Origin of the sequence: Agreia sp. Leaf283 (genome assembly GCF_001422485.1) — a bacterium.
Taxonomy (GTDB): Bacteria; Actinomycetota; Actinomycetes; order Actinomycetales; family Microbacteriaceae; genus Agreia.
In genome coordinates, this window is the sequence record NZ_LMNF01000002.1 from 326,195 (window position 1) to 340,921 (window position 14,727).

At 67.1% G+C, this 14,727-nt stretch carries 10 protein-coding genes; 5 read left to right on the top strand and 5 right to left on the bottom strand.

Going from position 1 to position 14,727, the window contains the following annotated elements:
- Window positions 1–35: 35 nt before the first annotated feature.
- On the bottom strand, window positions 36–971 hold the full coding sequence (locus ASF51_RS10470) for a proteasome assembly chaperone family protein (protein WP_055928993.1): 936 nt from the start codon (window positions 969–971) through the stop codon (window positions 36–38).
- An 85-nt stretch (window positions 972–1,056) separates the two neighbouring features.
- Here ASF51_RS10470 and ASF51_RS10475 point away from each other — a divergent pair, with 85 nt between their 5' ends.
- The 3 genes from ASF51_RS10475 (at window position 1,057) to sucB (ending at window position 5,637) form a co-directional block, all read left to right on the top strand.
- Window positions 1,057–2,574 (top strand): leucyl aminopeptidase, encoded by a 1,518-nt coding sequence (locus ASF51_RS10475; RefSeq protein ID WP_055928996.1) that lies wholly within the window; start codon window positions 1,057–1,059, stop codon window positions 2,572–2,574.
- A gap of 107 nt (window positions 2,575–2,681) precedes the next feature.
- Entirely contained in the window at window positions 2,682–4,055 is a 1,374-nt protein-coding gene (lpdA, locus tag ASF51_RS10480; protein ID WP_055928999.1) for a dihydrolipoyl dehydrogenase, read from the top strand.
- Window positions 4,056–4,128: 73 nt separating this feature from the next.
- Window positions 4,129–5,637 carry a 2-oxoglutarate dehydrogenase, E2 component, dihydrolipoamide succinyltransferase gene (gene sucB / locus ASF51_RS10485; protein WP_055929002.1) on the top strand — a complete coding sequence of 503 codons (1,509 nt, stop codon included), beginning with the start codon at window positions 4,129–4,131 and terminating at the stop codon, window positions 5,635–5,637.
- On the opposite strand, the gene ASF51_RS10490 is transcribed toward sucB, so the two are convergent.
- On the bottom strand, window positions 5,631–7,322 hold the full coding sequence (locus ASF51_RS10490; RefSeq protein ID WP_055929006.1) for a protein kinase: 1,692 nt from the start codon (window positions 7,320–7,322) through the stop codon (window positions 5,631–5,633). The genes sucB and ASF51_RS10490 overlap by 7 nt on opposite strands.
- 151 nt (window positions 7,323–7,473) lie before the next feature.
- On the opposite strand from ASF51_RS10490, the gene ASF51_RS10495 reads away from it, so the two are divergent.
- Window positions 7,474–8,193: a DUF4191 domain-containing protein gene (locus ASF51_RS10495; RefSeq protein WP_055929010.1), complete on the top strand. Its 720-nt coding sequence runs from the start codon at window positions 7,474–7,476 to the stop codon at window positions 8,191–8,193.
- A gap of 6 nt (window positions 8,194–8,199) precedes the next feature.
- Here ASF51_RS10495 and ASF51_RS10500 read toward each other — a convergent pair whose 3' ends face one another.
- The gene (locus ASF51_RS10500) at window positions 8,200–8,628 is read right to left on the bottom strand and encodes an RDD family protein (protein WP_055929012.1); all 429 of its coding nucleotides are present in this window, start codon (window positions 8,626–8,628) and stop codon (window positions 8,200–8,202) included.
- A 155-nt stretch (window positions 8,629–8,783) separates the two neighbouring features.
- On the opposite strand from ASF51_RS10500, the gene glnA reads away from it, so the two are divergent.
- Entirely contained in the window at window positions 8,784–10,208 is a 1,425-nt protein-coding gene (gene glnA, locus ASF51_RS10505) for a type I glutamate--ammonia ligase (protein ID WP_055929015.1), read from the top strand.
- Between the two features lie 87 nt (window positions 10,209–10,295).
- Here glnA and ASF51_RS10510 read toward each other — a convergent pair whose 3' ends face one another.
- Window positions 10,296–13,286 (bottom strand): bifunctional [glutamine synthetase] adenylyltransferase/[glutamine synthetase]-adenylyl-L-tyrosine phosphorylase, encoded by a 2,991-nt coding sequence (locus tag ASF51_RS10510; protein WP_055929019.1) that lies wholly within the window; start codon window positions 13,284–13,286, stop codon window positions 10,296–10,298.
- A gap of 55 nt (window positions 13,287–13,341) precedes the next feature.
- The gene (locus ASF51_RS10515) at window positions 13,342–14,679 is read right to left on the bottom strand and encodes a glutamine synthetase family protein (protein WP_055929022.1); all 1,338 of its coding nucleotides are present in this window, start codon (window positions 14,677–14,679) and stop codon (window positions 13,342–13,344) included.
- Between the last annotated feature and the right edge of the window lie 48 nt (window positions 14,680–14,727).

A 14,727-nucleotide genomic window follows, 5' to 3' on the forward strand; every position in this document is an offset into this window, starting at 1 on the left:
ACTCAATCGTACGGCGACGACCGACGCCGGATTCGTCAGAGGCCGAGCGAGGGCCCTGCATCGTCGTCGCCCGCGCGCCGGATGGCCAGGAACTTCTCGAGCTCCTCGGCGATCTCGTCGGCCGAGGGCAGCTCGCCGTCTTCATCGGTGAGGGGCGACTTGAGCGGAGTGCCCTGCATGTAGGCGTCGTGACGCTCCTCGAGCGTGCCCACGAGCTTCTCGAGGTCGACATTGGTTCCGACCTGCTCGTCGATCTTCGACAGGAAGACCCGACCCTCTTCACGGAGCTTGTCTGTGGGGAAGATGAGGCCGGTGGCCGCGCTGATGCTCTCGAGGCTCGACAGCGCCGCCAGCGGGAATTCGGTATCGGCGAGGTAGTGGGGAACGAGCAGCGCGAAGCCGGCGACCGGATGCGACAACTCCTGCAGACGGAACTCCACGAGGTGCATCGCATTGGCCGGCACCTGGGTGTGCGGCTTCCACACCGAGAGGGCGTCGATGAGCTCGATGCGGTTGCCGCTCACCGTGACCCGGATGGGCCTGGTGTGCGGAACGGGCATGGGGATGGCATGCACCGACGTCGTGGTCTTGATCTTGAGCCGGCCGATCAGGTCGATGACGGCCTTGGAGAAGGCCTCCCATCGGAAGTCGGGCTCGAAGCCGTTCAAAAAGAGGAAGGGCTGGTTGAGCTCGTCTTGCACCAGGTAGAGACGCAGCGCCGGGGGCTGGTAGTCGCTCAGGTGGTCCTGGTCGAAGTAGATGATGGGACGGCGCGCGCGGTAGTCGAGCAGCGAGTCGGTGTCGAACTCGGCGATCACGCGATTGCTCAGGTTGTCGAGGATGTAGTCGCCGATCTGCGCGCTGGCACCGCCCGCGTCGGTGAAACCGGTGAGCGACATCACCAGGTCGAGTCCCTCGGGAATGTTGCCGAGCTCGCCGGTGATCTCGTAGAGCTCGCTCGAATCCGTCATGGATTCAACTCTAATCGCGGCAGGAGTCGGAGCCCCGCCGACTCGGCATGCCGAGAGCGAACAACGCCCGGCCTAGGGTTGAAGCATGACTCTCGCCTCTCTTGCCACCTCCTCCTCGAACCCCGCCGACGTCGCCGTCGACGTACTCGTGCTCGGGGTGACCCGCACCGGCGACGGGCCCGCGCTCGTCGGAGCGGCCGAGTCGTTGCTCGGGTCGGATCCGGCGTTCTCCGACCTCGCCGTGCTCGGCGTCACAGGGTCGAAGGACGACCTCGTTCGCCTGGCGGCGCCGGCCGGCATCGAGGCCCGCTCGATCGCTCTCGTCGGACTCGCCTCCGCCGACCCGAGCGCCGACGACCTGCGCTACGCCGCAGGCTCGGTCGCGCGCCGGATGCTCGGGGTCGGGTCGGTCGCGTTCGCCCTGCCCGTCGCAGACGAGGCGCAGGCGCAGGCGGTTCTCGAGGGCTGCCTGCTCGGCGCCTATGAGTACGTGGAGTACCGCAGTGAAGGAGGCAGCCCGCGCACCCGCCCGGCCGAGTCGTTCACGCTCGTGACATCGGTCGCCGTCTCGCCCGAGGCGCTCTCGTATGCGACCGAGGTGGGCCGCGCGGTGCACCTGGTTCGCGACCTCGTGAACGAATCGCCGCTCGACCTGTACCCGGAATCGTTCGCCGCACGCGCATCCGAACTCGCCGACCTGCCGGGCGTCGAGGTCACAACCTGGGACGAGACGCAGCTGGCGGCCGACGGCTTCGGCGGCATCCTCGGAGTGGGCCAGGGATCGTCGCGACCGCCCCGGCTCGTGAAGGTCGTCTACTCCCCCGCCGATGTCGAGAACGCGAGGCACATCGCCCTCGTCGGCAAGGGGATCACATTCGACTCGGGCGGACTCTCGCTGAAGCCCGCCGCCTCGATGATCGGAATGAAGTACGACATGGCCGGTGCGGCCACCGTGCTGTCGGTCGTTCTCGCCGCCGCGCGCCTCGCGGTGCCGACGAAGGTGACCGCCTGGCTCTGCCTCGCCGAGAACCTGCCGTCGGCCACGGCGATCCGGCCCGGGGATGTCCTCCGCATCCGCGGCGGCAAGACGGTGGAGGTGCTCAACACTGACGCCGAAGGTCGCCTCGTTCTCGCCGACGGCCTCGTCGCCGCGAGCGAGGAGTCGCCCGACGCCATCATCGACGTGGCCACTCTCACCGGAGCGGCGAGCGTCGCGCTCGGCAACCGCTACGTGGGTGCCCTGGGCACCTCGCCGCTCGTGGCAGAGGTTCTCGGAGCCGCGTCGAACGCGGGAGAACTCTTCTGGCACATGCCCATCGGCGAGGAGTTCCGGTCGATGCTCAACTCGGACATCGCCGACATCGCGAACATCAAGCCGGGCAACACGGCCGGCGGCATGCTGATCGCCGCCGCCTTCCTGAACGACTTCATCGGAGAGGCGGCCGACGGATCCGGACGCATTCCGTGGGTGCACCTCGACATCGCGGGAGCGGGAACGAACAAGGACGCCCTCTACGGCTACACCGGCAAGGGGCCCACCGGAGTGACGGTGCGCACGCTGCTCGCCCTGGCGGCGGCACCGGCACCCGTGCGGTCCGAGTGAGATGACCGTAGTAGGCTCGACAAGGCGAAAAAACACGTCGCCACCGTCCGTTCCGCCCATCCTGCGGAGTGCGGGCAGAGATGCAGCTTCAGAGGGAGTCACCGCGAGTGTCTGAACAGAATTTCGACCTGGTCGTCCTCGGCGGCGGAAGCGGTGGCTACGCGGCCGCACTCCGAGCCAGTCTTCTCGGCCTCACCGTTGGGCTGATCGAGAAGGACAAACTGGGCGGAACCTGCCTGCATCGCGGCTGTATCCCCACGAAAGCCCTCCTTCATTCCGCCGAGGTGGCCGACGCCGCTCGGGGCGCGGCCAAGTACGGCATCCAGGCCTCGTTCGACGGGGTCGACATGAACGGCGTCACCGCTTACCGCGAGAGCATCGTCTCGAGCAAGTTCAAGGGTCTTGAAGGGCTCATCAAGGCGCGCAAGATCACGGTCATCCGGGGCGAGGGCCGTCTGGTCTCCCCCACCCAGGTGCGTGTCGGCGACGATGTCGTCACCGGCAAGAACGTCGTGCTCGCGACCGGTTCCTACGCCCGCTCCCTTCCCGGCCTCGAGATCGGGGGGCGCGTCATCACCAGCGAACAGGCACTCGAACTCGACTTCGTTCCGAAGAAGGTGGCCATCCTCGGCGGCGGCGTCATCGGCGTCGAATTCGCCAGCGTGTGGAAGTCGTTCGGCTCCGATGTCACGATCATCGAAGCACTGCCCCACCTCGTGCCCAACGAGGAGGAATCGATCAGCAAGCAGTTCGAGCGCGCCTTCCGCAAGCGTGGCATCGAGTTCTCGCTCGGCACCCGGTTCCAGTCCGTCGAACAGGACGACGACGGTGTCGTCGTCACGCTCGAAGACGGCCGACGAATCGAGGCGGAGCTTCTCCTCGTCGCCGTCGGACGCGGACCGTCGACGCAGAACCTCGGATTCGAAGAGGTCGGCGTCGAGATCGACCGCGGATTCGTCATCACCAACGAGCGCCTCGAGACGAACATCCCCGGCCTCTTCGCCGTCGGAGACATCGTTCCCGGTCTGCAGCTCGCGCACCGCGGATTCCAGCACGGCATCTTCGTGGCCGAGGAGATCGCAGGGCTCGCGCCGCAGGTCGTCGACGACGTCAACATCCCCAAGGTCACCTATTCCGACCCGGAGGTCGCGTCCGTCGGGCTCACCGAGGCGCGGGCGATCGCCCAGTACGGGCAGGAGCGGGTCACCTCGTACGACTACAGCCTCGGCGGCAACGGCAAGAGCCACATCATCGGTACCACCGGGTCGGTCAAGGTCGTACGCGTGGCCGACGGTCCTGTGGTGGGAATCCACATGATCGGCGCCCGAGTCGGAGAACTGATCGGCGAGGCACAGCTCATCGTCAACTGGGAGGCCTACCCGGAGGACGTCGCTCAGCTGGTGCACGCCCACCCGACTCAGAACGAGGCACTCGGCGAGGCACACCTCGCCCTCGCAGGCAAGCCCCTGCACGCGCTCTGATCACCCCGCGTTCCGCACAGACTCAATACAAGTAAGCTAAAAACCACGATCGGTTTCTAAAGGAGACAAGCTAATGAGCGAATCCGTCAACCTTCCAGCACTCGGTGAGAGTGTCACAGAGGGAACGGTAACCCGCTGGCTCAAGAGTGTGGGAGACCGCGTCGAGGTCGACGAACCCCTGCTCGAAGTGTCAACGGACAAGGTGGACACCGAGATCCCGTCACCCGTAGCCGGTGTGATCGAGGAGATCCTGGTCCAGGAGGACGAGACCGTCGAGGTCGGTACAGCTCTCGTGCGCATCGGAGACGGAAGCTCGGCGGGTTCGTCCGCTGCTCCGGCCGAGCCCGAGGCTGCTGCCGAACCTGAGGCCGCGCCTGCTCCCGAGGCGCCTGAGGAGATCCCCGCCGAGGAACCGTCGACCGAGGCGGAGACCGAAGCCGAGGCCCCCGCTCCGGCGCCCGAGCCAGAGGCGGCCCCTGCTGCTCCGGCCGCGACGCCCGCTCCTGCAGCTGCTGCACCTGCACCTGCTGCCCCGGCTCCCTCAGCTGCGCCCGCTCCTGCTGCACCTGCACCGGCTCCCGCGGCTGCCCCGGCTCCTGCTGCCGCTGCACCTGCGCCTACCGCAGCCGCGCCCGCCGCATCGTCCGACGACTCGTCGCGTGCCGCCAACGCCGGTTACGTCACTCCGCTCGTCCGCAAGCTCGCCGGCGACAACGGCATCGACCTGTCGACGCTCACCGGCAGCGGCGTCGGTGGCCGCATCCGCAAGGAAGACGTGCTCGCCGCGGCCGAGGCGGCCAAGTCCGCCCCCGCTGCAGCCACGTCAGAGGCACCGAAGGCCGTCTCCACGACGCTGCCGGTTTCCGACCTCCGTGGAACCACGCAGCCGATGTCGCGCCTCCGCAAGGTCGTCGCGCAGCGTGCGGTCGAGTCCATGCAGTCCACCGCCCAGCTCACCAGCGTGGTCGAGGTCGACGTGACCCGCGTGGCCGCTCTGCGAGACAAGGTCAAGGCCACGTTCCAGGAGAAGACGGGCAACAAGCTCAGCTTCCTCCCGTTCTTCGCCCTCGCGGCGACCGAGGCGCTGAAGGCGTACCCGATCATCAACGCCACGGTCGATGGCGACAGCATCGTCTACCCCGACCACGAGAACGTGAGCATCGCCGTCGACACCGAGCGTGGACTGCTGACGCCCGTTGTCAAGAACGCCGGCGAACTCGACCTGGCCGGTTTCGCTCGCGAGATCGCCGACCTGGCCACCAGGACCCGCGACAACAAGCTCAAGCCCGACGAGCTTGCCGGCGGCACGTTCACGCTGACCAACACCGGTTCGCGCGGAGCGCTCTTCGACACGCCCGTCGTCTTCCTTCCGCAGGTTGCGATCCTCGGCACGGGCATCGTCTCGCGCAAGCCGCTCGTCATCAAGACCGACGAGGGCGAGGCCATCGCCATTCGTTCGACCGTCTACTTGGCGCTGAGCTACGATCACCGCATCGTCGACGGCGCAGACGCGGCACGCTTCCTCGTCGCCGTGAAGAACCGCCTCGAAGAGGGCGCGTTCGAGGGCAACCTCGGTTACTGATCGCTGACGAATACGTCACGAACCCTCCAGCCGGCCTCCTCCTTCATCAGAAGGAAGGAGGCCGGTTGGTCGTTTAACCGGGCGGCGACGAGTGCTGAGCCGCCCCACGCCCCGGTCACGATCGCCTCCGAGGCGTCGATCACGAGCGGGCCGGCGGCATCGACATCAGACGCCAGATAGTCGGGTTGGAAGACGGCCGTCAGGCAGGCCTCCTGCTCGGCGGCGGCGGCACACCCATCGCTGGCTTCTGACAACGCGCGCAGAGCGGCGGCGGGGTCGTCTGTCTGTGCGAGGGTCGCATCGTCGCGCATCGCCTCGCTCTGCGGCTCGTCTGTCGGACCAGGTACCTCGGACGCCTCGCTCGACGCCACAACATCGACTCCCGCCTGGGCCTGGTCTCGCGGCACCGGAAGCGCGAGAAGCAGCACTGTCGCTGCGACCACCGCACAGAAGGCACCGACGAGGAGCGGTCGGCGACCCAGCCGTCGGGCCGGGCGCCCTCGCTCGTCACCGGTGTCGGCGGCAGCCGCCGAGGCCACAGGAGCGATGCGGTTCGACCGCTGCGCCGCCGCATCGACGATGCGGGAGACGATCTCGAGCACCGAGGACGGTGCACCGAGGATGCGGAGGGCGGCTACCAGCCTGTTCTCCGCTGGCGTGGGCGACGGAACGGCGATCGACTCCTGCCAGTCGTACTCCGTCGTCTCGGTCGTTTCGGTCGGCTGTGTCGGCTGAGACGGCCGGGTCGGCCGGGCCGCCGGTACGAACGAGAGTTGCTCGGCCGGCTCGCGCGCAGGAGAGTGGGTCGGTGCGCCGACCGGTGCGTGGCTCTGCAGACTGATGGCGTTCGGCGACGCCATGGCGAAGAGCCGCCCTTCGACCCGTGCAAGGAAGTCCGCGCTCGGGCCGATGCCGACCTCGGCTGCCGAGGTCGCGATGTCGAAGCCTCGCAGCTCGCCCGGGTCGACGTGGGCGAGCACGCCCTCGATGACGGAGAGCAGGCCCCGATGGTCCTCGAGGACCGCGGAACGCCAGACCGACTCAGGCGACTCCGCCGGCTCCCCGGTGCGAGGCCGCGCGCGCGACCCGGAGATCGCCCCCTGCGCGAGCGGCGGGCTGAGAAGCGCGCCGCGACCGAATCCCGTCAGTACCGGCGCGCCGCGCTGATCGAAGACGATCCGGCGAAGGTGGACGGCGCCGTGCGTGACGCCGGCCTCGTGCAGCGCCTGCACCGCCGCGCACAGGGGTGCGAGAATCGTCACCGCCTGCCCCGCTGTCAGCCTCTGCTGGTCGTCGAGGTATGCAGACAGCGCGGGGCCGGGCAGCCTTTCGAGCACGAGGCAGGGCGGCTCGCCCCATCCGACCGTCGCGACGTCGATGAGCCGCACGACGTGAGTGTTCACCGGTGCACTCAACGCCGCGAGTTCGACGTCGATGCTGCTCGCGGACGTCTCGGCGTGAAAGACCTTGACGAGCCGTGCGCGAGGGTGCGGCTCGGCGCTCGGCGAAGACGGACGCGCAAGAAGGAGAGTGGCCCTCGAACCGACGGCGAACCGTCTCATGACCCTGTGTCCCGCCACGTCGTCGAGCCGCGATCCGCGCAGCTCCCCCGGCGGCAGCCGCTCGCGCTCGGCCCGCTCGGCGCCCGGCGGCGGGGCTGTCGGAAGATTGCGGCCGTATCTCATCTCTCGACAGTGCCGTTCGCATGGGCCAGACCGCTCGGTCGGGTGAACGATCTGTGCATGATCGACCACGGGCGGCGTCTGTGGAGGAGCGGTGCCGCTGCCATGAGCGAACGTGTCCGCACGATCCAAGCCGACTCGGTATCCTTGACGCATGGCACGCAAGACTGAGCAATCCACCCCCAAGCCCCCCAAAGAGCCGGGCCGCATCAAGCAGATGTGGCAGGTCTTCACGATGACCCGTCGCTACGACAAGAACGTCGTCTGGATCATGGCTCTCGGCTTCCTGCTCCCCGTCGCCGCCGGCCTGATCGTCGCCCTCCTCCTGTCGGACGGCAACGGCTTCGCCATGGCCATGTGGATCGTGGCCGGTGTTCTCGCGGGCTTCCTCGTCGCTCTCATCATTCTCGGCCGTCGAGCCGAACGCGCTGCCTACGGTCAGATCGCAGGCCAGCCAGGCGCGGTTGGCGCCGTCCTCCGCTCCAGTCTCAAGCGCAGCTGGCGCGGCAGCGAGATGCCGGTGGCCGTGAACGGCAAGACCCAAGATGCGGTCTACCGCGCGGTCGGTCGGGGCGGCGTCGTGCTCATCAGCGAGGGGTCCAAGACCCGCACGACGCGAATGCTCGAAGAAGAGCGTCGCAAGGTGCTGCGCGTGCTCCCCAACGTGCCGGTCACGTTCCTGTACGTCGATTCCCACGACCCCGACGCGCTTCCCCTGCACAAGGTCGCCAGCCGCATGGCCAAGGTCAAGCCCGCGCTCAACAAGGCCGAGGTCATGGCCGTGAGCAACCGACTCACCTCCCTGGGATCGACGGGCATGCCGATCCCGAAGGGCGTCGACCCGTTCAAGGTTCGCCCCCAGCGAGGTCGTTGACCCGAGTCAGCGGCGCATGACGAGAACCGTGCCGGCGAAGACGTCGTGCAGTCCTCGCTGGTCCGAATCCCAGATGAGCGCGGGGATGAGAAGCAGTAGCAGCGCCGTGCGCAGAATCGGACGCCATACCCCGGCGTAGCTTCCGTCGACCTTGACGATGCGTATGCCGAGAATGAAGTGTCCCAGCCCGCTGCCCAGCGTGGTGAGCAGAACGATCTGCTCGACGGCGAAGATGACCAGGCTCGCCCAGTCGTTGCCGAAGAAAAAGGCGAAGTAGACGACATAGCAGGCGGCGAAGTCGATGAGGATCGCCACGAGTCGTCGACCGCTTCGAGCGACCGACCCGACGCCCGTTCGCGGAAAGCCCATCCGCTCCCCCGGCCAGTTGCTAGGGGGCGCCCCGTTGGGCGATGACGAGACGGTCGAGTTGGGCACCAGACGAGTTTACGACCGTCTCCTCGGGCGCATTGAGGGCAAGCCGTAACATGCTCGAAACATTTGTGTCACTGCTGGGTAATGGCTTCCCCGTAGGCTCGGGACGGCTGCGTTCGCAGCTGTTCCTCTGTACCAAGCCATTTGGAGTCTCTCACATGTTCAGTGATTCTTCCGAGGTGCTCAAGTTCATCAAGGACACGGACGTAAAGTTCCTTGATATTCGGTTCACCGACCTTCCCGGTGTCCAGCAGCACATCACTATCCCCGCCTCCACGGTAGACGAGTCGTTCTTCACCGTCGGGCAGATGTTCGACGGATCGTCGATCCGCGGTTTCGCCTCGATCCACGAGTCGGACATGCAGATCATCCCCGACGTCTCGACGGCCTACATCGACCCGTTCCGCGTCAACCGCACGCTGATCATGATCTTCGACATCTACAACCCGCGCAACGGTGAGATCTACCACCGCGACCCGCGCCAGGTGGCCAAGAAGGCCGAGAAGTACCTCGCGTCGACCGGCATCGCCGACACCGCGTTCTTCGCTCCCGAGGCCGAGTTCTACATCTTCGACGACGTCAAGTACGAGGTGAACCAGCACTCCAGCTCCTACTCGGTCGACTCCGACGAGGCGGCCTGGAACTCCGGCCGCACGGAAGAAGGCGGAAACCTCGCCAACAAGACCCCCTACAAGGGCGGCTACTTCCCCGTCAGCCCGGTCGACAAGCACGCCGACCTGCGCGATGACATCGTGCTCGAACTGATGGCTGCCGGTCTCGAGGTCGAGCGCGGTCACCACGAGGTCGGCACTGCGGGCCAGGGCGAGATCAACTACAAGTTCGACACCATGGTCCACGCGGCCGACGACATCCTGAAGTTCAAGTACATCGTCAAGAACGTGGCCGAGCGCTGGGGCAAGACGGCGACGTTCATGCCCAAGCCGCTCTTCGGAGACAACGGCTCCGGCATGCACACGCACCAGTCCCTCTGGAACGACGGCGCGCCGCTGTTCTATGACGAGGCCGGCTACGGCGGACTGAGCGACATCGCTCGCTGGTACATCGGTGGAATCCTGGCTCACGCCCCCGCCGTCTACGCGTTCACGAACCCGTCGGTCAACAGCTACCACCGCCTCGTCCCCGGCTTCGAAGCCCCGGTCAACCTGGTCTACTCGGCCGGAAACCGCTCGGCGTCGATCCGCATCCCGATCACGGGCACGAACCCGAAGGCCAAGCGCATCGAGTTCCGCACGCCGGATGCCTCGGGCAACCCGTACCTGGCGTTCGCGGCCCAGCTCATGGCTGGTCTCGACGGAATCGTCAACCGCATCGAGCCCCACGAGCCCGTCGACAAGGACCTGTACGAGCTGCCGCCCGAAGAGGCCAAGCTCATCCCGCAGGGCCCCGCGTCGCTCGGTGAGGCACTCGACGCGCTCGAGGCCGACCACGAGTTCCTGCTCCAGGGCAACGTGTTCACGATCGACCTGATCGAGAACTGGATCAGCTACAAGCGCGAGAACGAGATCAAGCCGCTCCAGCAGCGTCCGCACCCGTTCGAGTTCGAGCTGTACTACGGCGTCTAGGCGCTGAGCTCACGACAGACAGGGCCGCATCCTCCTCGGAGGGTGCGGCCCTCTCTGTCGTCTGCAGCGTCTTTCGTCTGCGGCGCGTCAGGAGCCGTAGAAGAGTCTTTCGAAGACGGCCCGTGCTCGGCGGGTGACCCCGAGATAGTCCTCCTCCAGCATGGTCGCCGATCCCGGCGGGTACTCCAGCAGCCGGGCAATACCCTCGAGCGCCTTGCGATCGCTCGGAAGCACGTCGGAGCTCTTGTTCGCCCACAGGGTCACGGCCGAACGGGCCCGTGACGCGAACACCCAGGCCGCACGAAGAACGGATGCGTCGGTGCCGCTCACGAGGTCGGCCGCGACGGCCGCATCTAAAGCCTCGAGCGTCGACGTCGTGCGCAGGCTGGGCACCTTGCTCCCCCACTGCAGCTGGGTCAGCTGAACGAGCCACTCGACATCGCTGAGGCTGCCTCGACCCAGCTTGAGGTGCCTGAGCGGATCGGTTCCCTGGGGCAGGCGTTCGTTCTCGACCCGAGCCTTGATCCTCTTGACCTCGCGCACCTCCTTCTCGGCGATGTCGGCGGGGAAACGCACCGTATCGGCGAGCTGCTCGAAGTCCCTGACGAGCGCCTCATCGCCGGTGAGCCCGCGCGCCCGGAGCAGCGCCTGCGCCTCCCAGGTGAGAGACCAGCGGGCGTAGTACGCCCTGTACGACTCGAGGGAGCGCACGATCGCGCCGTTCTTGCCCTCGGGCCGCAGATCGATGTCGATGTCGAGGGGAAGCCGGTTGTCTTCGGTGAGGCGCTTGATCTCGGTGACGATGGCCCGAGCGGCGGAGGCGGCCACCTCGTTCTCGACCGACACGGGGCGGTAGACGTACATCACGTCGGTGTCGGACCCGAATCCGACCTCCCGACCACCCAGCCTGCCCATGCCGATGATGGCGAACTCGATGCCGTCTCCGCCCTGCGCCGCGGAGGACTGCCGCACCACGGACACGATGCCCGTCAGCAGCACTGTCGTGACGTCCGTCAGTCCGTGGGCGAGCTCGTCGACCGTGATGATTCCGAGGATGGAGGAGATGGCGAGCCGCAGCACCTCACGACGGCGAGCGGCGCGCAGGGCGCCGGCCGCGGCATCCGGCGTCTCGTGACGCGAGATGATCGCGCGCATCTCTTCGTCGAGCAGCGCGTACGGCCGGGGTCGGAGCTCCTCTTCGTTCTCCAGCCAGGCGGCCGCCTCCGGTATGCCCTGCAGCAGCTGCCCGACGTAGCGTGAGGCGGACAGAACGTGGGTGAGCCGCGCTGCTGCTCCCGACGAGTCGCGCAGCATCCGCAGGAACCAGTACGTGTCGCCGAGGGAGTCGCTGAGACGCCGGAACGCGAGCAGCCCGTAGTCGGGGTCGGCTCCGTCGGCGAACCACTGGAGCATGACCGGGAGCAGATGCCGCTGGATGCTGGCCTTGCGGGACACGCCCGAGGTCATCGCCTCGATGTGTTTCAGTGCACCCCTGGGGTCGAGGAAGCCGATGGCCGCGAGCCGTGCCTCGGCCTGCTGGCTGGTGAGCGCCACGTCGTCGGCGGAGAGCCCGGCGACGGCCGCGAGCAGCGGGCGGTAGAACAGGCGCACGTGAAGGTTGCGGACGCGGTGCTTGATGCCGTTCCAGCGTTCGATCAGCTGTGCGGCGGAGGGCTCGAGGTCGGTGGCCCTGGCGAGCACGCGCTGGCCCGGCTCGTCGCGCGGCATCAGGTGGGTGCGTTTCAGGAAGCGAAGCTGAAGTCTGTGCTCCAGAAGCCGCAGAATCCGGTAGTCCTCGGCGAACTCGACCTGTTCTGCGCGGCCGATGTAGCCGCGATCCGCGAGGGCGGTCAGTGCCGCGATGGTGCCCGGCTGGTGGATCTCGTCGTCGTTCTGTCCGTGCACGAGCTGCAGCAGCTGAACGGTGAACTCGATATCGCGCAGGCCGCCGGGCCCGAGCTTGATCTGGTAGTGCACATCGTCGGCCGGAATGTGCTGGGTCACGCGCTCGCGCATCTTCTGCGCCGACTCGACGAACCCTTCGCGGGATGCGCTCGACCACACGCGGGGCGCCATCGCAGCGACGTACTGCCGGCCGAGCTCCGCGTCTCCCGCCAACGGTCGCGCCTTGAGAAGAGCCTGGAACTCCCAGCTCTTGGCCCAGCGGTCGTAATACGCGACGTGCGACTCGAGCGAGCGCACGAGCGCCCCGTCTTTACCTTCGGGACGAAGGTTCGGGTCGACCTCCCACAGGCCCGGTTCCAGGCCCGACTCGTAGATGCCCCTCATGGTCAGCATCGCGAGCCGGGTGGCGATCTCGATCGCTCGCTCCGGCGGCAGCTCGCTGTCGGGCTCGCCCTCGCCGACGAAGATGACATCGACGTCGCTCACGTAGTTGAGTTCGCGCGCTCCGGCCTTGCCCATGCCGATGATCGCGAGCCGGGTCTGAGACACACTGTCGCGGTCGAAGAACCAGAGTCCGAGGCCCTTCGTCGACAGGGTCGTGCGCGCCACGGAGAGCGATGCCTCGAGAGCTCCGGCGGCCAGGTCGGCGAGCACGGCCGCGATGCGGTCGAGTCCGGCCACGGGGTCGGACTGCTCGATGTCGTAGGCGGCCACCCGGGCGAGCAGACCGCGATACCGCACGCGCAGGGCGGTCCAGGCCTGTTCGCCGGATGCCGACGCGAACCCGTCGACGGAGCCCACGGATTCGAGAAGGGCCGAGCGGGAGTCGTCTGCCGTGGGGAGCTGCAGGCGTGGATCGACGAGGACGTCGAGCTCGGATGGATGCCGGGCGAAGAAATCGCCGAGTCCCTTGGATGCGCCGAGAACCCGGATCAGCCGGAGGCGGTAGCGTTCGTCGGCAAGAATCGGGACGACATGGTCGGGCGACCGCCGCAGAAGGTGGGCCAGACAGCCGAGCGCCTGATCGGGGTCGGCCGCCGAGGGAATGGCGGCGATGAGGTCGTCGACCTCGAGGCCGGCCAGGGTAGCGACGACGTGCAGCTGCTCGTCGGCCCACTCGAGATCGGCGAAACCCAGACGGGCCAGATAGGTGAGTGATCTCGTCTCGCGCATGGTCCTCCGGCAGGCAGCGCGGCGACCTCGCCGCACTGCCGTGCAGTGACTGGGGTTAGAGCATTTCCAGGTTGCTCTTGAGCTCGAACGGCGTCACCTGGGCGCGGTACGCCTGCCACTCCTGCCGCTTGTTGCGGAGCACGTAGTCGAAGACGTGCTCGCCCAGCGTCTCTGCAACCAGCTCCGAGCCCTCCATGAGGGTGATGGCCCGGTCGAGGCTGGCCGGCAGCGGGTTGTAGCCCAGGGCCCTACGCTCGGCCTCGCTGAGGCTCCACACGTTGTCTTCTGCCTCGGGCGGCAGCTCGTACCCCTCCTCGATACCCTTCATACCCGCCGCGAGCAGCAGCGAGTACGCGAGATACGGGTTGGCGGCCGAGTCGATGGCGCGGTACTCGATGCGCGAGCTCTGGCCCTTGTTGGGCTTGTAGAGGGGCACGCGCACGAGAGCGGACCGGTTGTTGTGGCCCCAGCACACGAAGCTCGGCGCCTCGTCGCCGCCCCAGAGACGCTTGTACGAGTTCACGAACTGGTTGGTCACAGCGGTGATCTCAGGCGCGTGGTGAAGCAATCCGGCGATGAACTGGCGGCCGATCTTCGACAACTGGTACTCGGCACCGGCCTCGTAGAACGCATTGCCGTCGCCCTCGAAGAGCGAGAGGTGGGTGTGCATTCCCGATCCCGGATGTCCGGCGAGGGGCTTGGGCATGAACGTGGCGTAGACGCCCTGTTCGATGGCCACCTCCTTGATGACCGTGCGGAACGTCATGATGTTGTCGGCGGTGGTGAGAGCGTCGGCGTACCGGAGGTCGATCTCGTTCTGGCCCGGGCCCGCCTCGTGGTGGCTGAACTCGACCGAGATGCCCAGATCTTCGAGCATGCGAACCGAGCGACGACGGAAGTCGTGGGCGGTTCCTCCGGGAACGTTGTCGAAGTAGCCGGCAGAGTCGACGGGCTCGGGGCCGTCGGCGCCGTACTGAGACGACTTGAGGAGGTAGAACTCGATCTCGGGATGCGTGTAGAACGTGAATCCGCGATCGGCGGCCTTCGCGAGGGTGCGCTTCAGAACATTGCGAGGATCTGCCACGGCGGGCAGCCCGTCGGGCGTCGTGATGTCGCAGAACATGCGGGCCGTCGGGTCGATCTCGCCCCGCCACGGAAGGATCTGGAAGGTGGTGGGGTCGGGATGAGCGAGAACATCGGCCTCGTACGATCGCGTCAGTCCCTCGATGGCAGAGCCGTCGAATCCCAGGCCCTCGGCGAACGCGCCCTCGACCTCGGCAGGCGCGATCGCGACCGACTTCAGCGTGCCGACCACGTCGGTGAACCAGAGGCGGATGAATTTGATGCCGCGTTCCTCAATGGTGCGAAGAACGAAGTCACGCTGCTTATCCATCTATGTGCACTCTCTTTCGAACGGGGTCTTTCAACCAGTTACAGGTTA

What these genes read in the sequence shown, in the direction of transcription:
- sucB (WP_055929002.1), top strand. Translation starts at nt 4,129, where the DNA reads ATGAGCGAATCCGTCAACCTTCCAGCACTCGGTGAGAGTGTCACAGAG.
- ASF51_RS10495 (WP_055929010.1), top strand. Translation starts at nt 7,474, where the DNA reads ATGGCACGCAAGACTGAGCAATCCACCCCCAAGCCCCCCAAAGAGCCG.
- glnA (WP_055929015.1), top strand. Translation starts at nt 8,784, where the DNA reads ATGTTCAGTGATTCTTCCGAGGTGCTCAAGTTCATCAAGGACACGGAC.
- ASF51_RS10515 (WP_055929022.1), bottom strand. Translation starts at nt 14,679, where the DNA reads ATGGATAAGCAGCGTGACTTCGTTCTTCGCACCATTGAGGAACGCGGC.
- ASF51_RS10510 (WP_055929019.1), bottom strand. Translation starts at nt 13,286, where the DNA reads ATGCGCGAGACGAGATCACTCACCTATCTGGCCCGTCTGGGTTTCGCC.
- ASF51_RS10475 (WP_055928996.1), top strand. Translation starts at nt 1,057, where the DNA reads ATGACTCTCGCCTCTCTTGCCACCTCCTCCTCGAACCCCGCCGACGTC.
- ASF51_RS10470 (WP_055928993.1), bottom strand. Translation starts at nt 971, where the DNA reads ATGACGGATTCGAGCGAGCTCTACGAGATCACCGGCGAGCTCGGCAAC.
- ASF51_RS10490 (WP_055929006.1), bottom strand. Translation starts at nt 7,322, where the DNA reads ATGAGATACGGCCGCAATCTTCCGACAGCCCCGCCGCCGGGCGCCGAG.